Here is a 24538-nt window from a genome sequence, read left to right on the forward strand (position 1 = left end):
TGCCGGGTGGCGGCTATGTCCTACCCGGCCTACCGTTTTATTTCTGCCCCAACCGTTTTGCAATGCGCTCCAGCTTCATCATCAGCAGCAGCGTAATGGCCACCAGCACAATGGTCAGCGCCGCGCCGTCGGCGATATTTCCACGGTCGGTCAGGCTGAAGATAGCCACCGGCAGCGTCGTCCAGCCCGGCGGATAAATCATCATCGTCGCGCCCAACTCCCCCATGGAGAGCGATAAACTCAGCGCCAGCGCTGACACCATCCACGGCATCAATAACGGCAACGTCACGTGACGCAGACGATACCAGGGCGATGCCCCCAGACTCGACGCGACGTTTTCAATATCGGCGGAAATTCGCGCCAGTCCGGTCGACACGTTACTGAAGGTAAAGGCGGAAATCAGCACAAAGTGCGCTGTCAGCACAATCCATAGGGTGCCGTTCATTTGCAATGGCCCCTGGCTGAAAGCAACCAGAATGCCCAGGCCCACGGACACAGACGGAATCGCACTCGGCAGATAGAACACCATACTTAACCATTTCTGCGTTTTCACCCCATATTGACGCAGCGCCAGCGCCGCCCAAACGCCGCAAAGCAGCGCAAACAGGCTGGCGCAAAAGCCAATCGTGAGGCTGGCAAGTAGGGCATCCCATGCTGCACCGTGCAGAGCGTTAACAAAGTGGTTCAGCGTGAAGCCACTCGGCAGAATACCGTTCCACTGCTGGCTAAGGCTGGACATCAGAATCACCGCCAGCGGCAGGAAAAAGAACACGATAAACAGTACGCTAGCCACAACGCCCGCCGCTGCGCGTCCTTTAGGTGACCAAATTAGCATGGCTAACTCCTTACGCCGGTACGCGATGCCGCCAGGCGATAGAGGGAGAACAGCCCCAGCGACAAGACAATGTTAATCAACGCAATCATGCAGGCGACCGTATAGTCGGACTCCAGAATCGCTTTGCTGTAAACCATCATCGGCAGGGTGTTAACCCCTTTCGCGCCAATAAACAGTACGATGCCAAACTCGTTAGTGGTCAACAGCAGGCACAGGCTGCCACCAGCCATCAGCGCCGGTAGCGCCGCCGGGAAAATCACCTGCCCAATCACCCGTAACGGGTGCGCCCCCAGAATGCTGGCTGCCTCTAGCTGGCTTTTATCAATTTGCCGCAGCGCGGCCATCAGTGGCCGCATCACCAGCGGAGTGAACACCGTGATCTCCGCCAGAATGACGCCCTGCATCGAGTAGAGAAAATCCACCGGCGGTAGCTCAAAGGCAAACAGGCTCATCAGCGTACCGTTGAGCAGACCCGCTGACCCATAAATAAAGGTGAACGCCAGCGTAATCAGGAAGGTCGGCAGCGCAATAAAAGTATCGACGACCCGACCAATCAACTCGCTTCCGGGGAAAGGAATAAACACCAGAATCAGCGACATCACGCTGCCCAGCAGCAGGCAACCGGCGGTGGCGAAAAAGGCGATTTGCAACGTGTTCAGCAACGCGCCGACAAAGCGTTTCGAGTCGACCACCTGGCGGAAGGTCTCGAGCCCGATCTCGCCATTGGCACCGCGTAGCGCCTGTTCAACGATGAGCGACAGAGGCCAGAAAAACAGCGTCGCCAGCACCAGCAACGGGAGCAGCAGCCACAGCAGCGGGCGTAGGTTAAGCGCCGGTTTTTCCAGTGGTAAAATGAGTGGCATGGTTATACCTCAATCAGGACCGCATCATCCGGTTCGAACCACAGCGCCAGCTTGTCGCCCACGCGCGGCAGCGGATTGACATGCGTCAACACCATTCGCACCGTTTCGCCAGCAACGTCACACAACAGATGGGTTAAATCGCCCTGCCAGTGCACCGATTGCAGTGTGGCGGTGAAGCGGTTGCTGTAGGCCGAACGCGGCGTCAGGCTGAGGTGCTGAGGACGAATGCACAGCAGTTTGTTGTAACCGTGGTGGCTGCCCCGGCTGAACGCGCGAATCACCGCACCGCCGCAGCTGACGTCCACCAGCCCCGGAACCTCCGTTATCCCCAGCGCGATGGCGGAGAGAATATTGGCGCGACCTAAGAATTCGGCGGCAAAACGATTGGGCGGATGCTGATATAGCGCGCGGGTTTCGCCGTGAGCAATCAGCGAGCCATCCTTCATAATGCCGATTTTATCGGCCAGGGTGAGCGCTTCCGTTTGATCGTGGGTGACGTAGAGAATAGTGAGTTCCGGCAGCTCACGGTGAAGACGGGCGATTTCTTCCACCATATTATGACGAATCTGTGCGTCCAGCGCTGACAGTGGTTCATCCAGCAACAGCACGCGCGGGCGCACGGCAATCGCGCGGGCGATGGCCACGCGTTGCTGCTGGCCGCCGGAAAGTTGATGCGGATAACGGGCGGCGTAATCACTCATGCCAACCGTTTTCAGCGCCTGCGTTACACGCTCATTAATTAGCGCCTTTGGCTGCTTCTGCGCACGCAGGCCAAAAGCGACGTTGTCTTCCACTTTCAGATGCGGGAACAAGGCGTAGTTCTGCACCACCATCGCCAACCCGCGTTTATAGGGTGGCAGATGGGTGACGTCCGTATCGCCAATCAGAATACGACCGCCTGCAGGTTGCACAAAGCCCGCAACCGCACGCAGCACCGTCGTTTTTCCAGATCCTGATGGGCCAATCAGCGCCAGCACTTCGCCAGGTTCAATCGTCAAAGAGAGCGGTTTAAGCACCACGTTGCCGTGATACGCAACGCGCAGCGAGTCGAGGACTATCCCCGATGTCCCCTGCGATGCAGGGGCGTGAACGGCGGTCGTTTTCATCAGCATCAGGCTTACTCGCTTTCGGTCACTTTGTGCCAACGGCTAATATCTGCCGACAGCGAAACGGCTACGTCATCCCAATTTGGCTGCCAGCTCTGCACGCCTTCTAACGCGGCAGTGGCGGCCTTGTAATGTTCGTCGCTCGGCGTCACGTCGCTGCGTACCGGCATTCCCCAGGAGAGTTCGCTGACGCGAGTCTGCGCTTCTTTACTCAGCAGGAAGTTAATCAGCTTTTTACCATTTTCACTCTGCGGCGCCCCCTGGACCAGGCCAATGACATAAGGGATGGCCAGCGCGCTGCGCTCGCCTTTGTCGTTGGCCGGCCAGAAGATTTTCACGTTCGGGTTACGTTCCATCTGCGCGAGGTTCATTTGCAGGTCGCCGTTAGCGACGTAGATTTCACCTTTATTAACCAGCGCGGTTAGCTTGCCGGTAGAGGCAGATGGCCCGACGTTATTGGCCTGCAGCTTGCCGAGATACGCAAAACCGGCATCTTTACTGCCGAAGCTGTGGAAAGCCTGCAGCATCACCGCCGTGCCGTCAGCGGCCTGACCTGGCGTGGAATACTGGAGTTTATTTTTGAATTTACCGTCAAGCAGATCCTGCCAGCTCGCCGGGGCAGTTTTCAGCAGCTTGCTGTTGTAGATAAAGCTCAGATAGTTCTTTACCAGCGGCGAATAAAGGTTGTTGGCATCGGGGATAGCCGAGGCGGCGTCGGTGTTAAAGTTCGCCAGCAGCTTTTCGGCGGCGGCGCGCTGAATGAATGGCGGCGCGGTTACCAGCACGTCGGCTTGTGGATTCGTACGCTCTTTTGCCAGACGTTCCACTACCACGCCACCACCGCCTTCAACATAGCGTACGGTAATGCCGGTCGCTTTGGTGAATGCGTCAAACTGTACCTGGTACCAGCTGTTATCGCCATCATGCAGCCCGTCGATGGAGTACACCGTGACCACCGATTCCGCCCATGACGGGGCGCTGGCGAGAGCGAAGACAGACAGCAGAGCAAGTCGGGAAAGTTTCATCGTAATAGCCTCATAGCGTACGTTGCATTTTCTGGCCTATACCAGGTTTGCTTTTTACGCTAAACGGCTTATATGACAAAACGATGAAAGAGAAATAAATCAGTCCACGCCGGATGATGCTGCGCTTATCCGGATAGCCGTGAGACGATACGATTGACAGGCCGGATAAGTCCCGCAGCCAACATCCGGCGCACCCGCTAGTGGGTATCTACCTCAATGCGCAGGCTGTCGTGACGCCAGTATTCGATATCCAGATCCAGCACTCGCCCGTGTTGATCGTAGTTCAGACGGCGCAGCAACAGCGCCGGGCGCCCTTCCATAACTCCCAGCGCCTGTGCGGCCTGCGCAGGCATGGCGGTGGGGTAGAACGACAGATGCATGCTGGTATAGACGAGGTTGTAGTGCGACTCGTATATCTCGGTCAGGCTGCCGTTGAGATCGTACTGCAGCAGCTCAGGCACGCGGGCGGGCAAACAATGGTTTTCGCAGTAGCACACGGCGCGGCCATCGGCGTAACGCAGACGGGTCAGCAGATAGATTTGATCAAACGGCTGGAGCTGGAGGGGCTCCATGACCTCGACAGGCACGGTGGTTAACACGCCGCTCAGTAGCGCGGTTTTTGGCTCCCGCCCCTGCTCGCGGCACAGCTTATGGAAGTTGGTATTCTGGGTCGGATCCAGCCACAGGCGTTCCGGCGTAACGAACCAACCGCGACGATCGGCGCGCCAGATAAGCCCACTGGACTCCAGCTGCGCCAGACTTTCGCGAATAGTAATGCGCGTGGTGTTGAAGATCGCGCACAGTTCGCGTTCAGACGGCAGTTTATCACCGCTTTTCAACGCACCGCTCTGAATACGCGCCTGAAGCTGCGCCTTGATCAACAGGTACTGCGGGATATCGCCCGGGATAGATTTCATGCTTACTCGTTTCCGTTTTGCCTGCCGCCATTATACAAGCAGAGATGAATTTTTTGTTGCAGCGCGATTTTCTCTTTGACCCGTCGCGGCAAAGATCGTCATGATAAATGCAATCTGGTATAGACCAAAGGTAAATAACATGACTTCGCGTAACTATCTGCTGCTGACTCCTGGCCCGCTCACCACCTCTCGTACCGTGAAAGAAGCGATGTTGTTCGATAGCTGTACCTGGGATGATGATTACAATATCGGCGTGGTGGAACAGATCCGCCAGCAGCTAACCGCACTGGCAACGGCCTCCGAAGGCTACACCTCCGTACTGCTGCAAGGCAGCGGCAGCTATGCTGTGGAAGCCGTACTGGGCAGCGCATTGGGGCCGCAGGATAAGGTGCTGATCGTCAGCAACGGTGCATACGGCGCACGAATGGTCGAGATGGCCGGCCTTATGGGTATCGCCCATCACGCTTACGACTGCGGCGAAGTTGCGCGCCCGGACGTGCAGGCGATCGACGCGATCCTCAACGCCGACCCGACGATCAGCCATATCGCCATGGTGCATAGCGAAACGACCACCGGGATGCTCAACCCCATTGATGAGGTGGGCGCTTTGGCGCAGCGCTATGACAAAACCTACATCGTTGACGCCATGAGCAGCTTCGGCGGCATCCCCATGGATATTGCAGCATTACACATCGACTATCTGATCAGCTCCGCCAATAAATGCATTCAGGGCGTGCCAGGTTTTGCCTTCGTGATTGCCCGCGAGCAAAAACTGGCCGCGTGCAAAGGGCATTCCCGCTCGCTGTCGTTAGATCTCTACGCCCAGTGGCGCTGCATGGAGGATAACCACGGCAAATGGCGTTTTACTTCGCCCACACATACCGTCCTGGCGTTTGCCCAGGCGCTGAAAGAGCTGGCGAAAGAAGGTGGCGTGGCGGCACGTCATCAACGCTATCAGCAAAATCAGCGCAGCCTGGTGGCCGGAATGCGGGCGCTGGGCTTTAACACGCTGCTGGATGACGAACTTCACTCGCCCATTATCACCGCCTTTTATTCACCGGAAGACCCGCAGTATCGCTTTAGCGAATTTTATCGCCGCCTCAAAGAGCAGGGCTTTGTTATCTATCCTGGCAAAGTGTCGCAAAGCGACTGCTTCCGCATCGGCAACATTGGCGAAGTATATGCCGCCGATATCACTGCCCTGCTGACCGCCATTCGTACCGCCATGTACTGGACGAAATAAGGAACCATGATGAACCGTATTCACGCTGTTATTCTCGACTGGGCGGGCACCACCGTCGATTTTGGCTCCTTCGCGCCGACGCAAATTTTCGTCGAGGCGTTCCGTCAGGCATTTGATGTGGAGATCACCCTCGCCGAAGCACGCGTGCCAATGGGGCTGGGTAAATGGCAACACATTGAAGCGCTGGGAAAATTACCTGCTGTTGACGCGCGCTGGCAGGCAAAGTTTGGCCGCTCCATGAGCGCAGCAGATATTGATGCCATCTATGCCGCCTTCATGCCGTTACAGATTGCTAAAGTTGTCGATTTTTCTTCTCCTATTGCCGGAGTTGTCGACACGATCGCGGCGCTACGAGCCGAGGGCATTAAGATAGGCTCCTGCTCCGGTTACCCACGAGCGGTGATGGAGCGCCTGGTCCCTGCCGCCGCTGAGCATGGTTATCGTCCGGATCATTGGGTGGCAACGGACGACCTGGCCGCGGGTGGTCGCCCGGGGCCGTGGATGGCGCTGCAAAACGTGATTGCGCTGGGCATTGATGCGGTCGCGCACTGTGTGAAGGTAGATGATGCCGCGCCGGGCATTAGCGAGGGGCTTAACGCGGGTATGTGGACGGTGGGGTTGGCGGTATCGGGTAACGAATTCGGCGCAACATGGGACGCCTATCAGACAATGTCGAAAGAGGACGTTGCGGTCCGCCGCGAGCACGCGGCCAGCAAGCTGTACGCCGCCGGGGCGCATTACGTGGTGGATTCACTGGCGGATTTACCTGGGGTGATTGCGCATATTAATGCGCGTCTGGCGCAGGGCGAACGCCCGTAAAATAACTGCCGGATGGCGCTGCCGCTTATTCGGCCTACAGACTGTACCGTTTTGTAGGCCGGATAAGGTGTTTACGCCGCCATCCGGCAATCATTCTTACTCGTAGTAGTTATAAATCCCCGCCGCCATCACCAGTTGCGAAGCCACTTCATGCGCTTTTTCACGACCAACCAACAGGTCGATGATTTTCAAACCAAAATCGATAGCGGTACCCGGTCCCTGGCTGGTTAATAATTTTACCCGCGCATCCCACACCACACGCTTATCCTGCCACTGTTCGGCGGGGATTTTATCTTTCAGTGCCGGAAAACCGGTCATATTGCCGATAGGGAAGATATCGTGCGGCACGAGCACTGTGGCGGCTGCGGCGCAAATGGCTGCGACAATGCGCCCGGAGCGGTGAAACTGTTTTACGGTTTCGACCAGCAGCGGGCTGTCGCGAAAGCACTCGGCGCCTTTAATTCCGCCGGGCAACACGATGATGTCATAATCGCCGTCGGCAACCTCAACCAGCGGCGCATCCGCCAGTAGCTTTACACCGCGCGAGCAGACAATCGTCAGGTTGCCATCGCTGGCGACGCTGGCGGTAGTGACGTGGATTCCGCCGCGAACCAGCAGATCGATAGTGGTGACCGCTTCGGTCTCTTCACTACCAGGGGCGAGGCATACCAGTGCCTGAGCGCTCATACTCACTCTCCTTTCGCTTTACCATTTCAAACAGGCGGCTATTTTCCGGAACGGCGAGACCGTGCACGCGGGCGCGCTTGAGTAAATAACCGGTGATGTAGTCAATTTCGGTATGGCGCATGGCGCGCACGTCCTGCAACATGGATGAGATGTTTTCTGCCGTACTGTCAATCACTTGCTCAACATAATAGCGTAAATCGTCTGCCGATGTGTGGTAGCCTTCACGTTCAATCACGGCGGCGACCTCTTCGCAAATTGCGTTGATTTCATCAGGATGATGGCGCAGCTCGCCGTTCGGGCAGTTCCAAAGCGCGGTGAGCGGGTTGATAACACAGTTGACCGCCAGTTTGCGCCACATCTCTGCGCGGATATTGTTATGCCAGGCGACATCGGGCAGTACCCCCTGCAGGATATCGGCGAGATAACTGTAATCGCCGTCTTGCTCGCGCGCCGGGCCAATATGCGTAGTACCGTTAGCGACATGAATAATGATATTACCGTCGCGGCGCGCAGCATGGGTGATAGTCCCCATCAACATCGGCTGTTGGATATTTTGCAGCTCTTCTATGGTTCCCATTCCATTATGAATGAGCAGGATAGGCGACGTCACCGGTAGGGTTGACGCCAGGGTTCGTACTGCGTCGGAAACCTGCCACGCTTTCAGCGTGACTAATAACAGTTCGCTCTTCGCCAAAAAATCCGGATCGTTTGCCGTCAGTGATTCGTTGAAAAAGGAACCATCGGTATCGATCAGATTTACGCTGCAATAAGGTTGTGGCACCCGTAGCCAGCCCTGTACGTCATGTCCGTGTTTGCACAGTGCCGAAAGCCAAAGTTGTCCTAAGGCTCCGCATCCCAGTACAGTAATTTTCATTGTTCCTCCTCACCTGCAACAGCGCCAGGTGTTATGGCGCTAATTATAGCGTCATCAGCTAAGCTTCTCGTTAAGCCTCGTTGCAGGTATTATGCAACGCAACGAAAATGAAGGGAGAAGAAAAGATGCCATCTTTCGATATTGTTTCTGAAGTTGATCTGCAGGAAGCGCGTAACGGTGTGGATAACGCGGTTCGCGAGGTTGAGTCTCGTTTTGACTTCCGTGGCGTAGAGGCGACTATTGAACTGAACGATGCCAATAAAACCATCAAGGTGCTGAGCGAGTCCGATTTCCAGGTCAATCAGTTGCTCGATATTCTGCGCGCCAAGCTGCTTAAACGCGGTATTGAAGGCGCTTCGCTGGATGTACCGGACGAGTTCGTGCATAGCGGTAAAACCTGGTATGTGGAAGCGAAGCTGAAGCAGGGCATTGAAAGCGCCGTGCAGAAGAAAATCGTCAAGCTGATTAAAGACAGCAAATTGAAGGTGCAGGCGCAAATTCAGGGGGAAGAGATTCGCGTGACGGGCAAATCACGTGACGATCTGCAATCGGTAATGGCGCTGGTTCGCGGCGGCGATTTGGGCCAGCCGTTCCAGTTCAAAAACTTCCGCGATTAAGTTGTTATGCCGGATAGAGCCTCGCCGCCATCCGGCAATACAGCATTCATCCTTTGCTGATAAGCTGTTCAACTTCAAAGCGATTGGTCACTTTGCTGTCGATTTTGACGTAAGCGGAATGCTCTTCCGCCACGATCAGCGCTTCGCTTACGCCTTTCATTGCCAACAGTCGCTGTTTTAGCCTGTCGTCAGCAACAATATCCGCTGGAATTTCCACGCGCAGGCTGCTGACATAGGGCGGCTCTTTCATGGTACTTGCCACCGCCAGCCATACCATCGCCAGTACGGCCCCGGCAAGGAAAACGGTTTGCCCATCAAACGTGCCGTCTATCCAGCCGCCCAGCGAGCCGCCAAGCGCCACGCCAAGAAACTGACTGGTAGAATAGACGCCCATCGCCGTTCCTTTATACCCCGCGGGCGACTCTTTGCTAATCAGCGAAGGCAGCAGCGCCTCCATCAGATTAAAGGCGAGGAAAAAGAGTTGTACGCCAATCACCAGCTCCCAGAAATGCTGGCCCGCTCCCCACAACACGATTTCTGCGACGACAATGAGCCCCACGCAGAACAGGAATACCTGCTTCATCCGCCGTTTGACTTCAGCATAGATAATAAAAGGCACGACGGCGGCAAAGGCGATCACCATGGTTGCCAGATACACCTTCCAGTGTTCGGCGGCAGGGAAACCGGCATCGGCAAGCTGGCCGGGCAGGGCGACAAAGGTGGACATCAATAAAATATGCAGACACATAATGCCGAAATTGAGCTTGAGCAGCCTCGGCTCCGCCAGCACTTTACTGAAGCTGCCTTTGACCATCCAGGATTCGCGATTCAGCACATGGTTGGTACTGTTGGGAACCACCCAGATCGTCAGAAGAATGCCCAGAGTGGCGAGGGCGGCGATCATCCAGAACAACGCGTTCAATCCCAGACTATGGGTAACAATCGGCCCTAATACCATCGCAATCGCGAAGGTGATACCAAAGCTGACGCCGATAAACGCCATCGCTTTGGTGCGGTTTTGCTCGCGGGTGAGGTCAGACAGGAGCGCCATGACGGCGGCGGCAATAGCGCCGGACCCTTGTAGCGCTCGCCCCAGAATAATGCCCCAGATTGAGTGGGAGAGCGCGGCAATGACGCTGCCCGCGACAAATACCGCCAGTCCGCCGACAATCAGCGGTTTGCGGCCAATGCGGTCGGACAGCAGCCCAAAGGGAATTTGAAAGATAGCCTGCGCCAGCCCGTAAATGCCGATCGCAATGCCGATTAATGCTTCGCTGGCGCCCTGTAGCGCCATACCGTATGTGGTCAGTACTGGTAGAACCATAAACATGCCCAGCATACGCAACGAAAAGACGGTCCCTAAACCCCATGTGGCGCGCAGCTCCCCTGGCGTCATTTTATAATCGTTCATTGCCACCTCTGTATAAAAGCTGGGAGTAGTGTAGTGCGGGGAGTGTGCCGGGTAAATAGAGGGTTAATTAGCAAATATTATGTTTTTGAAACAGTTGAGCTAAAAAAGAGATAAATTGTTAACACGATAGGGGCGATCGGGAGAGTCAGCATAGCCTTGTGCTCATTCATATTCCGATCTCCTTGAGCTGTAGTGGCTATCTGAGCCATATCAGTATAGTGTAGCGGTTAGCCACGTCCTTCAGGCGGTGTGCGCTGTTGCTCCCTGTTGCAATAGCAGAACTCGTCAAGCCAGACTGTCAGCGAACCGCGCTGCCTGAGTGTGGCTGGCCGGTGGGTGATTTTAAACTTTTGCTTTGCCATAGGAACCCGATTCTGAAACGACTGCAATGATCAGATTCGTCCATCTTCTGAAAATTTGATTTATTCAACAACGCCGAGACTGATAGCAAACTTTCTGCGTGATGGCGCGCGTTTATCAGGCAGAAGATTCGTCAGCAGTCGCATTTATTATATTATTCAAGGAGTGAATTCGTTATGGAAATTAAATATTTATCATTATGTATTTTGGCGGGTATTTTATTTGTTAGCCAGGTGAATGCTTCAGATAACAACGGTAAAGATGATGTAAAATATGCTGCGCTTACCCAGAAGGATCTTGATGCTTTGCCCGTAGAGAAAAGAGCTTCGGTTCTGGATGAACTGGGGTTTATCCATGAATACGGCCTTAATGTACCGATGAATCGCGAACAGGCGTTGCAGTATTACAAGCAGGCCTGTGAACTTGGCGGTAACTATGGTTGCTATAATGTGAAGTATGCTTATCAGTATGGCGACGGAGTGGCGAAAGATAGTGCTCAGGCCAATAAGTATGCTAAAAAAATGAATCTGGATAATTTATTGATTGAGCAAGAGTATATCGATAAGTTTTCGCAAGAAATTTACGCGGCAAAAGCATTGGCCGATACGGATAAATCGCAGCGGGCGGCATTTATTAGTATACTAATTCATGCTCTAAATAATAGACCCGAGAGCGATGCGCTTTTTTTTAGCCGTATTGGATTTAACCAAGAAAAAACATTCCGGCTGGCTACGTTATGGTCGCAGGATGGCGACCCGCAAATGGATTATCAGATGGGGCGACTCACCCTTAATGATTTCTCTGGTCATTATGTGGATGAGCCTTATAAGGCCAGGCCAGCCTCGTTGAAATGGTTTAGCGCCGCCGCGGAAAAAGGCGTCGTTGAGGCCCAATCTCTCTTGGGGGGTATTTATTCGGGGGGAGAGGGCGATGAGTGGGGGATTAAGCCAGACATTCAGGAAGCACAAAAATGGTATGGGCAGGCGGCTGAACAGGGTGACAGCGATGCACAGATTGCGCTAGGTAAAATCTATTATTCTGGCGCAACAGGGCGCACTGATTACGCTAAAGCGCTGGCATTATTTACGCAGGTTGAAAATGATGGTACTAATTCGCGCTCAACGATGCCGTTGAGTTGGATGTATTATAACGGTTTAGGTACTGCACCTGATTGTGATAAAGCCTGGTCGTATTACAAGAAAGCATCTCGATATGTAGGTAAGAAAGTTGAGGAAAAAATATTTTTGAGTAAATGCGCAGCGGATATTCAGAGTCGAAAAAACAACGCGGATGCTTTACCTCAAGTAACCCTAAAAAAAGAGAGTGTTTTCTCTCGTGGGATAACGGCTAAACCGAAAGAATGCGCATTAAGTTTTCAGATTGGCACAGATAAAATCCGTAACATGGCGAATTTGCATATTACGCTTGAACTGAAGAATGATGATGGAATGGCAACTGAGGAAACGTTAATGATTCCGCCATTCGGTTTGAATACTCTGGGGATAGATATGCAAAATCATGATGTTGATCCTCTCGTTACCTCATACGATCTCCCACTGTATACGCAAGATTTTTGTCACGGGATCGGCGATATCCATTTTACGCTGAAATCCGCTACGGCAACGATTAACGGTAAGAATGTCGATTTACTGAAAGCTGACAGTGTGCGCTTTTTAGATAAAGAATAAGGGAATGAAAAATGATAAAACGGAAATGGAGTATTTTGTTTCTGCTTGGGCTTTCTTTCGCATCGGTATGCCAGGCAGGTGATGATATTGACGCGTTGTATAGCCGTATTGCGCAGAAAGATATTCAGGCGCTAAATGAGCTAAAAGCGTTAGCCAAAGATAATAACGCTCAAGCGCTGGCGGAGTTGGGGTTTATTTATGAGTACGGCGTTTCAGTATCTGTGGATATTCCGCAAGCAATAAAGTACTACGAGCAGGCTTGTGATTTGGACGGTGATTATGGTTGCTTTAATGCGGCTTATTTCTATGAATATGGCATCGGTACCCAAAAGGATATTACGCAAGCGAAAACATTAGCAAAACAGCTTAGAGAAAAAATTAATCTATCCAATATCAATCTCGATAAAAAGGTGAGTGAACGTATAATTGGGAGTGTTTATAGTAATAAACTTGAGGCATATAGAGACCTTTCATTTCGTCCTCATTTTATTCAAGGCTTAAGTTTCTATTTTTATGCCCCGCAATCAGATGAGCGAAAACTGCTGAGTCGAATAGGTTTTGACTCATCACATCTTGCGCGGATCGCGATACTCTGGGCGAGAGAGGGTGATCCTGAGGTCGCGTATCAGACGGCAAAACTGGTCTCTACTTTGTATTTTAATAATGAAACGAAAACGATAGATATTGCTGAAGCGCTGAAATGGCTCCGAATTTCGGCCGAGAAGGGGGATGCCGACTCACAGACGCTGTTAGGTTTTCTTTATGAACACGCCGGATTGGGATTACAACCAGATGGAGAGAAAGCCCGGAAATGGTATGAAATGGCGGCGCAGCAAGGTAATGGAGAAGCATTGTATACGTTAGGTCGTATGTACTATTCTGGCGTAATGGTTAACGTTGATTACGATAAAGCGCTGTATTTTTTTAAAAAAGCTTATGAGAAAGAATTACAGGCGGCCGCTGATTATTTAGCACAGATGTATTTTAATGGCCAGAGTGTAGATGTCGATTGCCAACAATCCTGGCACTATTACGATAACAGCTATATAAAAAAGATGACACAACGCGATTACCTTGATTATTGTGAAAAAGATCGAAAGCGCCGTAATGATTCTAGTCAGCAACTTCCTGAGTTAACATTAGAAAAATATGCGGGATTATTTGGCAGGATTGATAATATTCCTCTGTGTCAGATTGGATTTGTTGTCAATACGAATAAGTTAATTCATGTTGCGAACTTACGTGTGGAATTGATATTAAAAAATGATGCTGGAGTTAGTGACGAAAGAATGGTCGCTTTTCCTCCTTTGGGTCTCAATACTCTGGGTGCTGAACAGGGTATGGGGGATTCTTTTAAGTCGATGGGATATATCTTGATGAAAAACGGTGACTTGTGTGATTACCATAAACTTACTTTCACCGTGAAGTCAGCGACGGCAACAATCAATGGTAAAAAAGTTGATTTACTGAAAACGGATAATTTACATATTATTCAGAATTGATAAGTCGTGGGGCGTTACTGCCTGATGAAATGAATAAAAAAACCGCCGTTTTGCGACACAGCGGTTTTTTCAATAGCAACGCTTGTTACCAGACGTAAGTCAGCAGATTCTGCGAATTCGGCACCATAAAATCAACGGACATCATGATACTCAGCGCGGTAATCGCAATGATAGAGAAGCCGAACAGCTTGCGCGCCCAGACCTTATCATCTTCCACTTTGTAACCGCGTAGCGCCATGCCGAGCCACCAAACGCTGACCGCCGCGGCGACCACCAGGTATTTGTAACCGGCATAACCGCCCAACGTGAGCATTAGCGTTGCAACGGCAAACGCAATGATGTACAGCGTGATGTGGTTTTTAGCGACTGAGATTCCTTTTACCACCGGCAGAACCGGGATATTGGCCGCCTGATAGTCCTTAAAGCGGAAAATGGCGATGGCGTAAGAGTGCGGCATCTGCCAGAGACTGAAAATAGCCAACAGAATCGCCGCGCCGCTGTCAAAATCGCCCGTTACGGCGCAGTAGCCAATCACCGGCGGCGCTGCGCCGGAGAGAGAACCAATCAGCGTTCCGTAGACGGAGTGACGCTTCATGTACAAGCTGTACACGCCAACGTAGACCACGAAGCCCATTACCCCCAGCCAGCAGGCCAGAGGATTGGCGCCAAACCACAACAGCATAAAGCCAGCAATACCCAGCAGGGTGGCGTATACCAGCGAGACGCCAGGAGAAATCAGGCCTTTGACCAGCACCCGATTCTTGGTCCTTTCCATCTTCCTGTCGATATCCCTGTCGATGTAGTTGTTAAATACACAACCCGACGCCACAACCAGTGACACCCCGACCAGCGTATAGATGAACAGGGGATAGTCAATGCTGCCCTTTGAAGCCAGCAGAAATCCCCCGATCACCGAGATCAGGTTGCCAAAGATGATGCCTGGTTTCGTTACTTGCAGGTATTGCTTAAACATCATACTCGCCGCTCTTAGTGCATCATCATGTTGTAGTTGAGGTTCCACATAATCCAGATGGAGCCCACAACCAGGATGGCGATGATCAGCACGGTAAAGATGAAGGCCGTCATGTTCCAGCCTTCATCAGATTTGGTGTTCATGTGCAGGAAACACACCAGATGCACCAAAATCTGCACCACTGCCATTGCCAGGATAGATCCCAGAATAACGGCCGGAGAGGCAGCGCCGGTCATCACCATCCAGAATGGAATAACCGTCAGGATGACCGACAGGATAAAGCCGGTCATGTACGTTTTTACGCTGCCGTGGGATGCGCCGCCGCTCTCGGTAGAATGACTCATTACATCGCCCCCATCAGATAAACAACAGTGAATACGCAAATCCAAATCACATCCAGGAAGTGCCAGAACAGGCTCAGGCACATGATGCGGGTACGGTTAGTGCTGGTCAGACCGCGACGGGCAACTTGCACCATCAGCACCGCCATCCAGATCAAACCGGAAGTGACGTGCAGACCGTGCGTGCCGACCAGCGCGAAGAACGCAGACAGGAAGCCGCTGCGATCCGGGCCCATACCGTTAACAATCAGGTGATGGAATTCATAGAGTTCCATCCCGATAAATCCGGCACCGAACAAGAAGGTCAACGCCAGCCAGGAGATAACCTGGCTCTTGTTGTTCTTGTGCATGGCGATCGCCGCCATGCCGTAGGTAATGGAGCTAAATAACAGCAGGAAGGTTTCAACCAGAACGAACGGCAGTTCGAAAATGTCCTTACCTGTCGGGCCGCCAGCGGTGCCGTTCACCAGAACGGCATAGGTAGCAAACAGAATAGAGAACAGAATGCAGTCGCTCATCAGGTAGACCCAAAATCCGAAGATTTTGTTCTGGCCTGCGTCATGGTGCCCGTGTTCGTGCGCGTGGGCAGTCGCGTGCGTTAAAGTATCAGTTGCCATTTTTCAGCCCTGCCTTAGTAATCTCATCGAAATGCTGGTTTTCCAGTTTTTCGACTTCCGGGACCGGCACGTAGTAATCCACATCTTCATCAAAGCTTTTTACAATCCAGCTGATGATCATGCCTGCGAAACCCACTATCGCCAGCCACCAGATATGCCAGATCATGGCGAAGCCAAATACCGTCGCGAAGGCGGCGATAACAATACCGGCACCGCTATTTTTCGGCATATGAATCTCTTCATACTGTCCAGGCTCTTGGTACGCTTCGCCTTTTTCTTTCATTTCCCAGAAGGCGTCACGTTCGTGAACGTGCGGCACAACGGCAAAGTTATAGAACGGCGGCGGAGACGAGGTTGACCACTCCAGCGTACGGCCACCCCATGGGTCGCCGGTCAGATCGCGGTTCTGATCGCGGTCGCGAATAGAAACGAAGATCTGAATCAGTTGGCACAGGATACCCAGCGCAATCAGCGCGGCACCGGCGGCGGCAACCATCAGCATCGTATGGAACTGCGGATCAATTTGCTGGCTGAGGCGACGGGTCATGCCCATGAAGCCCAGTACGTACAGCGGCATAAAGGCTACAAAGAAACCGATAATCCAGAACCAGAAGGCGCGTTTACCCCAGGTTTCGTTCAGCTTGAAGCCAAACGCCTTCGGCCACCAGTAGGTCATACCCGCGAAGCAGCCAAACACCACGCCGCCGATGATCACGTTATGGAAGTGCGCAATCAGGAACAGACTGTTGTGCAGGACGAAGTCCGCGCCCGGTACCGCCAGCAGCACGCCGGTCATACCGCCGACCGAGAAGGTCACGATAAAGCCGATGGTCCACATCATTGCGGAATGGAAGACGATACGGCCCTGATACATGGTGAACAACCAGTTGAAGATCTTCACCCCGGTCGGGATGGCGATAATCATGGTGGTGATACCGAAGAAGGCGTTAACGTTCGCGCCTGCGCCCATCGTGAAGAAGTGGTGCAGCCAAACGATAAACGACAGTACGGTAATACAGACGGTCGCCCAAACCAGCGAGGTATAGCCGAACAGACGTTTACGCGAGAAGGTCGCTGCGATTTCGGAGAATACCCCGAAGACCGGCAGAATCAGAATGTACACTTCCGGATGGCCCCAGGCCCAAATCAGGTTGATGTACATCATCATGTTGCCGCCCATATCGTTGGTAAAGAAATGGGTGCCCAGATAGCGATCCAGGGTCAGCAACGCGACGGTAACCGTCAGAATCGGGAAAGAGGCGATGATCAGTACGTTGGCGCACAAAGAGGCCCAGGTAAAGACCGGCATCTTGAACATCGTCATACCCGGCGCACGCATCTTCAGGATCGTCACGAAGAAGTTGATACCGGTTAACGTCGTACCAATACCCGAGAGTTGCAACGCCCATATCCAGTAATCGACCCCGACGCTGGGACTGTACTCTATTCCCGATAGCGGCGGATAAGCCAGCCACCCTGTCTGCGCGAATTCACCCACGCCCAGCGAGAGGTTAACCAGAATAACGCCGACAACGGTGAACCAGAAGCTCAGGTTGTTCAGGAAAGGGAACGCAACGTCGCGCGCGCCGATCTGCAGCGGAACCACCAGGTTCATCAGACCGATAACGAAGGGCATCGCCACGAAGAAGATCATGATTACGCCGTGAGCGGTAAAGATCTGATCGTAGTGGTGCGGCGGTAGAAAACCCGCTTCGCCTGCGGAGGCAAGCGCCTGCTGGCTACGCATCATGATGGCATCGGCGAAGCCACGTAACAGCATCACAATCGCGACGATGATATACATGATGCCGAGGCGTTTATGGTCAACCGACGTTAACCACTCTTTCCATAGGTAGGTCCACTTACCGAAGTAAGTAATCGCTGCCAGTATCGCCAGTCCCCCGACGATAATTGCAGCGATCGTTACCATGACGATAGGTTCATGGAACGGTACTGCATCCAGTGATAATTTTCCGAACATCTTATCTTCCTCAACCCTTGGAGTTGGCGGATTCCGCGTGGCTCATGTCCATACCTTCCATTCCTTCATGCGAGCTGTGCTCACCTTCAGGTTGGGTCATGTCCATGCTCTTACCGTGGTCCATGAATTTGTTAATAACGTCCTTGAACAAATCTGGTTTCACGCTGGAGAAATATTCCACCTTGTTGTACTCGCTTGGCATAGCCACTTTCTCGAACGCCGCCATATCATTCATGGTGTTCGGAGACTGCTTCGCTTTTGCGACCCATTGGTCGAATTCTGCGCGGTCTTTGGTGGCGATAGCTTTAAACTTCATACCAGAGAAGCCCGGGCCGCTATAGCTGGCGGAGATGCCATCGTAGGTTCCGGGTTCGTTGGCGATCAGATGCAAACGTGTTTGCATACCGGCCATGGCATAAATCTGGCTACCCAGACGCGGGATAAAGAAGGAGTTCATCACGGAGTTGGAGGTCACTTTGAAATAAACCGGCGTGTTCGCCGGGAAGGCGATCTCGTTGACGGTGGCGATACCCTGCTCCGGATAGATGAAGAACCATTTCCAGTCCATGGAAACCACTTCGATGGTGATCGGTTTTTCGTCATGCGCCAGCGGCTTGCTTGGTTCAAGCGCGTGCGTGGTTTTCCAGGTCAGTACGGCAAGGAAAATGATGATTAAGATAGGCACCGTCCAGACCACGGCTTCCACTTTATTGGAGTGTGACCAGTTCGGGCTATACTTCGCATCCTTATTACTCGCACGATACTTCCAGGCGAAACCAACAGCCATCAAGATGGCGGGAATAACGACGATCAACATCAGGCCAAATGCCGTCAGTATCAGCGAACGTTGCTCCAGTCCAATCTGTCCTTTGGGATCCAGCAGCGCAGAATTACAGCCACTGAGTAATGCAGTGCCTGCAATTAATGACAACCATCCCAAACTTTTATTGTATTTCCTGAGTCTCATTTAACGACCTCAATTCCACGGGACCTGGTGGCGTTTAAAGTGTAGGGGCATTTTACGGTAAGGTTACATTACTGTAAACATGATTGGTTCTGTGTTACCAAGTTCTGCCGCGCATGTCACATATGTTGCCAAGTATGTCGAAATAACTTTAAGACACTGTTGAAACTTTGCGTTATAACGGATGAGGTCTGTAAGTGGGATGTTGAGGGATAATTGGTATAACCAATGTAAAAATAAAACAATTACTTAACAATTTATTATCAATAAAAGGACAATCAACGGCAGAAATTTAAATTTAATCGGCTGAATCGTGTAAAGAAAATAGGTAGCGTAGAAATTACCAATAATTTCCAAAATTCTGTTGCGCACAAAAAGACAAATATATTTTTTATCAATTGATGGTTATTTAGCCGTTATAATTCCGGGTCGTTATTACAACGGCAAATAATGTTTTAGAGCAGGCGTGTTTTTCGTAGTGCCAGGTAGTCCAGCAACCCGCCAAAGACAATGCCGCACACGGCAACCGCTACCGCAGTCTCAAGCAATCCGGACAGGAATGAGAAGTTAGTGTAATCCAACGCGTTCATGGTCAGCAGGAGTACCCATACCGCCAGCAAAGCGACGCCCGCGAGCAGGATTGAAAGCGCGAAATTGTAGGCGCCACGGTATTGCGTGCGGGAAATGAAACGCTCGTTCTGCCAGCTATATTCCAGCGTTTGCCGACAGACCAGCAACAGTAACAGCCCGGGAACGGCGGCAACAACCGAGAAGAGGTAGAATGTCGGCCAGCCGTGCGCTTCAACGAACCAGCCCGCTACAGGACCAACATAAACGCGGCCTACTGCGGAGAGGGCCGACAGTAGGGCAAACTGTGTTGCGGAAAACGACTTATTACATAGCGTCATTAATAAGGCGACAAAGGCGGCAGTACCCATCCCGCCGCACAGATTTTCGAAAAAGACCGCCGCGCCCATGCTGAACATGTTTTTATCGGTAATGGAGAGCAACCAGTAACCGGCGTTGGACGCGCCTTGCAAAATGCCGAAAATCAGCAGCGCGCGAAACAGCGAAAGACGCTGCATTAATATGCCGCCGTATAACGCGCCGACGATCGTCGCCAGCAGGCCCAGCGTTTTATTGACCACGCCGACTTCGCCGGCGTCAAAGCCGACGCCGCGAATCAAAAAGGTGGTGGTCAGGCTCATAGCGAAGGCATCACCCAGTTTATAAAGCACAATGAGCAGTAAAATCAGCCAGGCGTTGTTACGGCCAAAGAAATCGCGTAGCGGCGCGACGACGGCCTGTTCCAGCGATTTCGGGGACGGGATAGTATCGGTCGGTTCCGGCGCCAGTAAGGTGGCGATAATGCAGGGGATCAGCAATGCCGCCATCAGCCAGTACATGCCCTGCCAGCCGAGCCAGCGATCGGCCAGCCATAGCGCCAGTCCGCCGGAAACCAGCATCCCCAACCGGTAGCCAAGCACGCTGATTGCCGCGCCAGCGCCGCGTTCTTCTGCGGGTAAAACATCGGTTTTCCAGGCGTCGAACACGATATCCTGCGAGGCGGAGCAAAAAGCAATCACCACCGCCAGCGCCGCCATCCAGCGTAGCTGCGTGCCGGGTTCAAGAAAGCCCATCGCCGCAATCGCCGCCAGTAACAACAGTTGGGTGGCGAGTAACCAACCGCGACGACGACCTAAAAAAGGCGGCGTGTAGCGGTCCATCAGCGGGGACCAGAGAAACTTAAACACATAGGCCTGACCAACCAGCGAGAAGAAGCCAATCGTTTTAAGATCGATATTCTCGACGGTCATCCACGCCTGTAGCGTACCGGAAGTGAGCGCCAGCGGGAGACCGGAGGCAAAACCCAATATCAGCAGAATGGCTGAGCGCGGTTGCTGGAAAATACGTAAATATTGACTTGACATAGGCATCTACAGACCCGGCTTCTGCCGGGTCTTGTTGTTGCTATTAACGGGCGTTTTGCTTGATAAAATCGTGAATACTGGTGTCCTGAGACATATCAGCAATGGTATCGGTCAGAACGCTATTCACTGCGTCGGCAATATTCTGGTTAGAGGCCTGGAACGCCCCTTCAATAGAGTAGTTGGCGCGATAGTTTTTGGTCATCTTGCTGCCATTTACCGCGGTCGCAATAATCGCGATATCCGCTTTGGTCGCGATGTTGTAGCGCACGCTGCCCTGGGAAACATCAGCATACAGTTGGTTAACAATAATCTGCAGATTAACCGCGCCGTTAGGCCCGATCATATAGCCCCGCGCCGTCATCTGTTTTTCCAGGACTTCTTGTAACAGGAAGCGTAAATCGCGGGAGGCGGTTAACGTTACCAGCTGGTTGTTACGCGTGACTTTCGCTAACGCCTGATCCTGGCGTTGGTCCGCGCCGGTAATGCTAACGGTGACGCCCATCAGGCTCGGGTCCTGCTGTGGCAAGGTGATCTTCGGCGCGACGTCAATGGTCGTCGGCGGTGTGGCGCATCCTGCCAGCATAAACAGAGCGACTAACGGAAAGAGAAGTTTTTTTAACATATTCAGGCTCTCAATGACGCTTAAAACGTGATAGGTAAAAATTCCCGCCATCATAACACCGCTAACGGCGAGGGGAAGTGGTCAACGCAGGTAAATTCGTCGTAATGTCCGATTTGGTATTGATAACGGCGCGAGCGGGGATTTTGAGCGCTAAAAGAATGATTAAGGCAGTAAACTTCATACGTTTGGCTGAAATAATCAGACGAAAGCTAAATTTTTGTTGTCATGCTGTAATGGAAACGGTAAAAGCGGCTAGTATTTAAAGGGATGGGTGACATCACAGCGTTGTCGGAGGAGATTTTCATGATGATACGTGAGCAAATAGAAGAAAAATTAAGGACAGCGTTCGACCCCGTGTTTCTCGAAGTTGTGGATGAAAGCTATCGTCACAATGTTCCTGCAGGATCGGAAAGCCATTTTAAGGTCGTGCTGGTGAGCGATCGCTTTACAGGCGAACGTTTTCTTAATCGTCATCGGATGATTTACGGTACGTTAACGGCGGAACTTTCCACAACCGTACATGCGCTGGCACTGCATACTTATACCCTCAAAGAGTGGGAAGGGTTGCAGGATACTATCTTCGCGTCGCCTCCTTGTCGCGGCGCGGGAAGCATCGCGTAGCAAAACGGATTTGCAACTACCTCCGCTTTTCCAGTATGTTGCTACAGAATTATGTGAAAACGGCCTGCGGGCCGTTTTGTTTTGTCTGAATTTTGAGCGTGTCGTACAGTATTCAGACAAAAATTAGCCGAGAATTGTGAAAACCGCCGCAGCATCGCACAATCACCGTTCTCGACTCACAAAAGTGATGCCGCTATAATGCGCCGTCTTATATATGAACGTCTTCGGGATGATTCTGACGACAGGGAATGTGATTGATTATGAGAACATCCCGGTTCCGCGAAGCAAATAGCACGTGCTTGCGGAGTAGAGTTGACCGAGCACTGTGATTTTTTGAGGTAACAAGATGCAAGTTTCAGTTGAAACCACTCAGGGCCTTGGCCGCCGTGTAACGATTACAATCGCTGCTGACAGCATCGAGACCGCTGTAAAAAGCGAGCTGGTCAACGTAGCGAAAAAAGTACGTATTGACGGCTTCCGTAAAGGCAAAGTACCGATGAATATCGTCGCTCAGCGTTATGGCGCTTCTGTTCGCCAGGACGTGCTGGGCGATCTGATGAGCCGCAACTTCGTTGACGCGATCATCAAAGAAAAAATTAACCCGGCAGGCGCGCCGAACTATGTTCCGGGCGAATACAAAGTGGGTGAAGACTTCACTTACTCCGTCGAGTTTGAAGTCTATCCGGAAGTTGAGCTGACTGGCCTCGAGTCCATCGAAGTTGAAAAGCCGGTTGTTGAAGTCACCGACGCTGACGTTGATGTGATGCTGGACACCCTGCGTAAGCAGCAGGCGACCTGGAAAGAAAAAGACGGCGCTGCTGATGCGGAAGACCGCGTGACCATCGATTTCACCGGCTCTGTAGACGGCGAAGAGTTCGAAGGCGGCAAAGCGACCGATTTCGTTCTGGCGATGGGCCAGGGTCGTATGATTCCGGGCTTTGAAGACGGCGTTAAAGGCCACAAAGCTGGCGAAGAGTTCACTATCGATGTGACCTTCCCGGAAGAGTACCACGCTGAAAACCTGAAAGGTAAAGCGGCTAAGTTCGTTATCAACCTTAAGAAAGTTGAAGAACGCGAACTGCCGGAACTGACCGAAGAATTCATCAAACGTTTCGGCGTTGAAGATGGTTCCGTAGCCGGTCTGCGCGCTGAAGTACGTAAAAACATGGAACGCGAGCTGAAAGGCGCGGTGCGTAACCGCGTTAAGTCTCAGGCGATCGAAGGTCTGGTAAAAGCTAACGACATCGACGTACCGGCTGCGCTGATCGACAGCGAAATCGACGTTCTGCGTCGTCAGGCTGCGCAGCGTTTTGGTGGTAACGAGAAACAGGCTCTGGAGCTGCCGCGCGAACTGTTCGAAGAACAGGCTAAGCGTCGTGTAGTTGTCGGTCTGCTGCTCGGCGAAGTCATTCGTACCAACGAGCTGAAAGCGGACGAAGAACGCGTTAAAGGCCTGATCGAAGAGATGGCGTCTGCTTACGAAGATCCGAAAGAAGTAATTGAGTTCTACAGCAAAAATAAAGAGCTGATGGACAATATGCGTAACGTTGCTCTGGAAGAACAGGCTGTTGAAGCGGTTCTGGCAAAAGCGAAAGTGTCTGAAAAAGCCACTTCCTTCAATGAGCTGATGAACCAGCAGGCGTAATTTGTCGCGTTAAAAGCACGAAATTTGCACAAAAACCCGTCACCTTTCAGTGACGGGTTTTTTTTGTCACGCATTTTGCATGGTAAGGGTGCGAAAACTGCGTTTCAGTGTTAGCGTTAGAACAAAAGATTGTTATGCTTGAATTATGGCGATGCCGTACCCATTACAGAGGGACTGGCTGATAATCCGTCCATCAGGTTACAATCAGTACAGCAGGTTTTTTCAATTTTTATCCAGGAGACGGAAATGTCATACAGCGGAGAACGAGATAATTTGGCCCCTCATATGGCGCTGGTGCCGATGGTCATTGAACAGACCTCACGCGGTGAGCGCTCTTTTGATATCTATTCTCGTCTACTTAAGGAACGCGTCATATTTCTGACCGGCCAGGTCGAAGACCATATGGCTAACCTGATCGTGGCGCAGATGCTGTTCCTGGAAGCGGAAAACCCGGAAAAAGATATCTATCTGTACATTAATTCTCCTGGCGGCGTAATTACTGCGGGGATGTCCATCTATGACACCATGCAGTTTATTAAGCCAGACGTCAGCACCATTTGTATGGGACAGGCGGCCTCTATGGGGGCGTTTCTGCTGACTGCCGGGGCGAAAGGCAAACGTTTCTGCTTGCCGAACTCTCGCGTCATGATCCACCAGCCGCTGGGCGGCTATCAGGGCCAGGCGACGGATATTGAAATTCACGCCCGCGAAATTTTGAAAGTAAAAGGGCGCATGAATGAACTTATGGCGCATCATACGGGTCAATCTCTTGAGCAGATTGAACGTGATACTGAGCGCGATCGCTTCCTCTCCGCGCCTGAAGCGGTAGAGTACGGTTTGGTTGACTCAATTTTGACCCATCGTAATTGATGCCCTGGACGCAAGTGTGCCGCTAT

23 protein-coding genes and 1 pseudogene are annotated in these 24538 nt (G+C 52.2%); 8 read left to right on the forward strand and 16 right to left on the reverse strand.

The window, feature by feature from the left end; all coding sequences use genetic code 11:
• Nucleotides 1-37: 37 nt before the first annotated feature.
• The 5 genes from phnV to phnR all read right to left on the reverse strand — a co-directional run bounded on the left by phnV (nucleotide 38) and on the right by phnR (nucleotide 4746).
• Nucleotides 38-835 carry a 2-aminoethylphosphonate ABC transport system, membrane component PhnV gene (phnV, locus tag EOS97_RS15785; protein WP_000909793.1) on the reverse strand — a complete coding sequence of 266 codons (798 nt, stop codon included), beginning with the start codon at nucleotides 833-835 and terminating at the stop codon, nucleotides 38-40.
• Nucleotides 836-837: 2 nt separating this feature from the next.
• Nucleotides 838-1698, reverse strand: a complete 861-nt coding sequence (gene phnU / locus EOS97_RS15790) for a 2-aminoethylphosphonate ABC transporter permease subunit (RefSeq protein WP_001128373.1) — start codon at nucleotides 1696-1698, stop codon at nucleotides 838-840.
• Nucleotides 1699-1700: 2 nt separating this feature from the next.
• Nucleotides 1701-2810 (reverse strand): 2-aminoethylphosphonate ABC transport system ATP-binding subunit PhnT, encoded by a 1110-nt coding sequence (gene phnT / locus EOS97_RS15795; protein ID WP_000928791.1) that lies wholly within the window; start codon nucleotides 2808-2810, stop codon nucleotides 1701-1703.
• A 5-nt stretch (nucleotides 2811-2815) separates the two neighbouring features.
• Complete coding sequence (gene phnS, locus EOS97_RS15800) at nucleotides 2816-3829, reverse strand: 2-aminoethylphosphonate ABC transporter substrate-binding protein (protein ID WP_000778008.1); 1014 nt, start codon at nucleotides 3827-3829, stop codon at nucleotides 2816-2818.
• Between the two features lie 197 nt (nucleotides 3830-4026).
• Nucleotides 4027-4746: a phosphonate utilization transcriptional regulator PhnR gene (gene phnR / locus EOS97_RS15805; RefSeq protein ID WP_000836265.1), complete on the reverse strand. Its 720-nt coding sequence runs from the start codon at nucleotides 4744-4746 to the stop codon at nucleotides 4027-4029.
• Between the two features lie 139 nt (nucleotides 4747-4885).
• Between phnR and phnW the strand changes: the two genes are divergently transcribed.
• Both phnW and phnX read left to right on the forward strand, forming a co-directional pair.
• Nucleotides 4886-5989: a 2-aminoethylphosphonate--pyruvate transaminase gene (phnW, locus tag EOS97_RS15810; RefSeq protein WP_000203962.1), complete on the forward strand. Its 1104-nt coding sequence runs from the start codon at nucleotides 4886-4888 to the stop codon at nucleotides 5987-5989.
• A gap of 9 nt (nucleotides 5990-5998) precedes the next feature.
• Nucleotides 5999-6808, forward strand: a complete 810-nt coding sequence (gene phnX / locus EOS97_RS15815; RefSeq protein ID WP_023165955.1) for a phosphonoacetaldehyde hydrolase — start codon at nucleotides 5999-6001, stop codon at nucleotides 6806-6808.
• A 96-nt stretch (nucleotides 6809-6904) separates the two neighbouring features.
• Here the strand turns inward: phnX and yajL are convergent, their stop codons facing one another.
• Nucleotides 6905-7495 (reverse strand): protein deglycase YajL, encoded by a 591-nt coding sequence (gene yajL / locus EOS97_RS15820; RefSeq protein ID WP_001275809.1) that lies wholly within the window; start codon nucleotides 7493-7495, stop codon nucleotides 6905-6907.
• Nucleotides 7458-8369, reverse strand: coding sequence for a 2-dehydropantoate 2-reductase (panE, locus tag EOS97_RS15825; RefSeq protein ID WP_000705814.1), 912 nt, complete (start codon nucleotides 8367-8369; stop codon nucleotides 7458-7460). Before panE ends, yajL begins: the two co-directional genes overlap by 38 nt.
• Before the next feature lie 125 nt (nucleotides 8370-8494).
• On the opposite strand from panE, the gene EOS97_RS15830 reads away from it, so the two are divergent.
• The gene (locus EOS97_RS15830) at nucleotides 8495-8986 is read left to right on the forward strand and encodes a YajQ family cyclic di-GMP-binding protein (RefSeq protein ID WP_001138913.1); all 492 of its coding nucleotides are present in this window, start codon (nucleotides 8495-8497) and stop codon (nucleotides 8984-8986) included.
• Between the two features lie 46 nt (nucleotides 8987-9032).
• On the opposite strand, the gene EOS97_RS15835 is transcribed toward EOS97_RS15830, so the two are convergent.
• Both EOS97_RS15835 and EOS97_RS27230 read right to left on the reverse strand, forming a co-directional pair.
• A complete protein-coding gene (locus tag EOS97_RS15835; protein ID WP_127836172.1) occupies nucleotides 9033-10397 on the reverse strand; it encodes an MFS transporter in 1365 nt (454 codons plus the stop codon).
• Between the two features lie 230 nt (nucleotides 10398-10627).
• A pseudogene (locus EOS97_RS27230) lies at nucleotides 10628-10759 on the reverse strand (IS5/IS1182 family transposase); the annotation flags it as partial.
• A gap of 174 nt (nucleotides 10760-10933) precedes the next feature.
• Between EOS97_RS27230 and EOS97_RS15840 the strand changes: the two are divergent.
• On the forward strand, nucleotides 10934-12445 hold the full coding sequence (locus tag EOS97_RS15840; protein ID WP_000404189.1) for an SEL1-like repeat protein: 1512 nt from the start codon (nucleotides 10934-10936) through the stop codon (nucleotides 12443-12445).
• Between the two features lie 11 nt (nucleotides 12446-12456).
• A complete protein-coding gene (locus tag EOS97_RS15845) occupies nucleotides 12457-13947 on the forward strand; it encodes a tetratricopeptide repeat protein (protein ID WP_000595931.1) in 1491 nt (496 codons plus the stop codon).
• Between the two features lie 85 nt (nucleotides 13948-14032).
• Here EOS97_RS15845 and cyoE read toward each other — a convergent pair whose 3' ends face one another.
• The 7 genes from cyoE to EOS97_RS15880 form a co-directional block, all read right to left on the reverse strand.
• On the reverse strand, nucleotides 14033-14923 hold the full coding sequence (gene cyoE / locus EOS97_RS15850; protein WP_000971352.1) for a heme o synthase: 891 nt from the start codon (nucleotides 14921-14923) through the stop codon (nucleotides 14033-14035).
• Between the two features lie 11 nt (nucleotides 14924-14934).
• Nucleotides 14935-15264 (reverse strand): cytochrome o ubiquinol oxidase subunit IV, encoded by a 330-nt coding sequence (locus EOS97_RS15855; protein WP_000019878.1) that lies wholly within the window; start codon nucleotides 15262-15264, stop codon nucleotides 14935-14937.
• Nucleotides 15264-15878: a cytochrome o ubiquinol oxidase subunit III gene (locus tag EOS97_RS15860; protein WP_000179833.1), complete on the reverse strand. Its 615-nt coding sequence runs from the start codon at nucleotides 15876-15878 to the stop codon at nucleotides 15264-15266. Before EOS97_RS15860 ends, EOS97_RS15855 begins: the two co-directional genes overlap by 1 nt.
• A complete protein-coding gene (gene cyoB, locus EOS97_RS15865) occupies nucleotides 15868-17859 on the reverse strand; it encodes a cytochrome o ubiquinol oxidase subunit I (protein ID WP_127836173.1) in 1992 nt (663 codons plus the stop codon). Before cyoB ends, EOS97_RS15860 begins: the two co-directional genes overlap by 11 nt.
• 10 nt (nucleotides 17860-17869) lie before the next feature.
• Complete coding sequence (gene cyoA / locus EOS97_RS15870) at nucleotides 17870-18826, reverse strand: cytochrome o ubiquinol oxidase subunit II (RefSeq protein ID WP_001239448.1); 957 nt, start codon at nucleotides 18824-18826, stop codon at nucleotides 17870-17872.
• A 452-nt stretch (nucleotides 18827-19278) separates the two neighbouring features.
• On the reverse strand, nucleotides 19279-20754 hold the full coding sequence (ampG, locus tag EOS97_RS15875; protein WP_058107427.1) for a muropeptide MFS transporter AmpG: 1476 nt from the start codon (nucleotides 20752-20754) through the stop codon (nucleotides 19279-19281).
• Between the two features lie 43 nt (nucleotides 20755-20797).
• Nucleotides 20798-21376, reverse strand: a complete 579-nt coding sequence (locus tag EOS97_RS15880) for a lipoprotein (RefSeq protein WP_058805511.1) — start codon at nucleotides 21374-21376, stop codon at nucleotides 20798-20800.
• A 303-nt stretch (nucleotides 21377-21679) separates the two neighbouring features.
• Here EOS97_RS15880 and bolA point away from each other — a divergent pair, with 303 nt between their 5' ends.
• The 3 genes from bolA to clpP all read left to right on the forward strand — a co-directional run bounded on the left by bolA (nucleotide 21680) and on the right by clpP (nucleotide 24512).
• Nucleotides 21680-21997 carry a transcriptional regulator BolA gene (gene bolA, locus EOS97_RS15885; protein ID WP_000973433.1) on the forward strand — a complete coding sequence of 106 codons (318 nt, stop codon included), beginning with the start codon at nucleotides 21680-21682 and terminating at the stop codon, nucleotides 21995-21997.
• A 346-nt stretch (nucleotides 21998-22343) separates the two neighbouring features.
• Nucleotides 22344-23642, forward strand: coding sequence for a trigger factor (gene tig / locus EOS97_RS15895; RefSeq protein ID WP_001198403.1), 1299 nt, complete (start codon nucleotides 22344-22346; stop codon nucleotides 23640-23642).
• Nucleotides 23643-23888: 246 nt separating this feature from the next.
• Nucleotides 23889-24512 carry an ATP-dependent Clp endopeptidase proteolytic subunit ClpP gene (gene clpP / locus EOS97_RS15900; RefSeq protein ID WP_000122257.1) on the forward strand — a complete coding sequence of 208 codons (624 nt, stop codon included), beginning with the start codon at nucleotides 23889-23891 and terminating at the stop codon, nucleotides 24510-24512.
• Nucleotides 24513-24538: the final 26 nt, after the last annotated feature.

Source organism: Salmonella sp. SSDFZ54, assembly GCF_004010735.1.
Lineage (GTDB): Bacteria > Pseudomonadota > Gammaproteobacteria > Enterobacterales > Enterobacteriaceae > Salmonella > Salmonella enterica.

Bases quoted from the DNA above. Each gene is read 5' to 3' on its own strand.
- phnV (WP_000909793.1), bottom strand. From the start codon at position 835: ATGCTAATTTGGTCACCTAAAGGACGCGCAGCGGCGGGCGTTGTGGCT.
- phnU (WP_001128373.1), bottom strand. From the start codon at position 1,698: ATGCCACTCATTTTACCACTGGAAAAACCGGCGCTTAACCTACGCCCG.
- phnT (WP_000928791.1), bottom strand. From the start codon at position 2,810: ATGCTGATGAAAACGACCGCCGTTCACGCCCCTGCATCGCAGGGGACA.
- phnS (WP_000778008.1), bottom strand. From the start codon at position 3,829: ATGAAACTTTCCCGACTTGCTCTGCTGTCTGTCTTCGCTCTCGCCAGC.
- phnR (WP_000836265.1), bottom strand. From the start codon at position 4,746: ATGAAATCTATCCCGGGCGATATCCCGCAGTACCTGTTGATCAAGGCG.
- phnW (WP_000203962.1), top strand. From the start codon at position 4,886: ATGACTTCGCGTAACTATCTGCTGCTGACTCCTGGCCCGCTCACCACC.
- phnX (WP_023165955.1), top strand. From the start codon at position 5,999: ATGAACCGTATTCACGCTGTTATTCTCGACTGGGCGGGCACCACCGTC.
- yajL (WP_001275809.1), bottom strand. From the start codon at position 7,495: ATGAGCGCTCAGGCACTGGTATGCCTCGCCCCTGGTAGTGAAGAGACC.
- panE (WP_000705814.1), bottom strand. From the start codon at position 8,369: ATGAAAATTACTGTACTGGGATGCGGAGCCTTAGGACAACTTTGGCTT.
- EOS97_RS15830 (WP_001138913.1), top strand. From the start codon at position 8,495: ATGCCATCTTTCGATATTGTTTCTGAAGTTGATCTGCAGGAAGCGCGT.
- EOS97_RS15835 (WP_127836172.1), bottom strand. From the start codon at position 10,397: ATGAACGATTATAAAATGACGCCAGGGGAGCTGCGCGCCACATGGGGT.
- EOS97_RS15840 (WP_000404189.1), top strand. From the start codon at position 10,934: ATGGAAATTAAATATTTATCATTATGTATTTTGGCGGGTATTTTATTT.
- EOS97_RS15845 (WP_000595931.1), top strand. From the start codon at position 12,457: ATGATAAAACGGAAATGGAGTATTTTGTTTCTGCTTGGGCTTTCTTTC.
- cyoE (WP_000971352.1), bottom strand. From the start codon at position 14,923: ATGATGTTTAAGCAATACCTGCAAGTAACGAAACCAGGCATCATCTTT.
- EOS97_RS15855 (WP_000019878.1), bottom strand. From the start codon at position 15,264: ATGAGTCATTCTACCGAGAGCGGCGGCGCATCCCACGGCAGCGTAAAA.
- EOS97_RS15860 (WP_000179833.1), bottom strand. From the start codon at position 15,878: ATGGCAACTGATACTTTAACGCACGCGACTGCCCACGCGCACGAACAC.
- cyoB (WP_127836173.1), bottom strand. From the start codon at position 17,859: ATGTTCGGAAAATTATCACTGGATGCAGTACCGTTCCATGAACCTATC.
- cyoA (WP_001239448.1), bottom strand. From the start codon at position 18,826: ATGAGACTCAGGAAATACAATAAAAGTTTGGGATGGTTGTCATTAATT.
- ampG (WP_058107427.1), bottom strand. From the start codon at position 20,754: ATGTCAAGTCAATATTTACGTATTTTCCAGCAACCGCGCTCAGCCATT.
- EOS97_RS15880 (WP_058805511.1), bottom strand. From the start codon at position 21,376: ATGTTAAAAAAACTTCTCTTTCCGTTAGTCGCTCTGTTTATGCTGGCA.
- bolA (WP_000973433.1), top strand. From the start codon at position 21,680: ATGATGATACGTGAGCAAATAGAAGAAAAATTAAGGACAGCGTTCGAC.
- tig (WP_001198403.1), top strand. From the start codon at position 22,344: ATGCAAGTTTCAGTTGAAACCACTCAGGGCCTTGGCCGCCGTGTAACG.
- clpP (WP_000122257.1), top strand. From the start codon at position 23,889: ATGTCATACAGCGGAGAACGAGATAATTTGGCCCCTCATATGGCGCTG.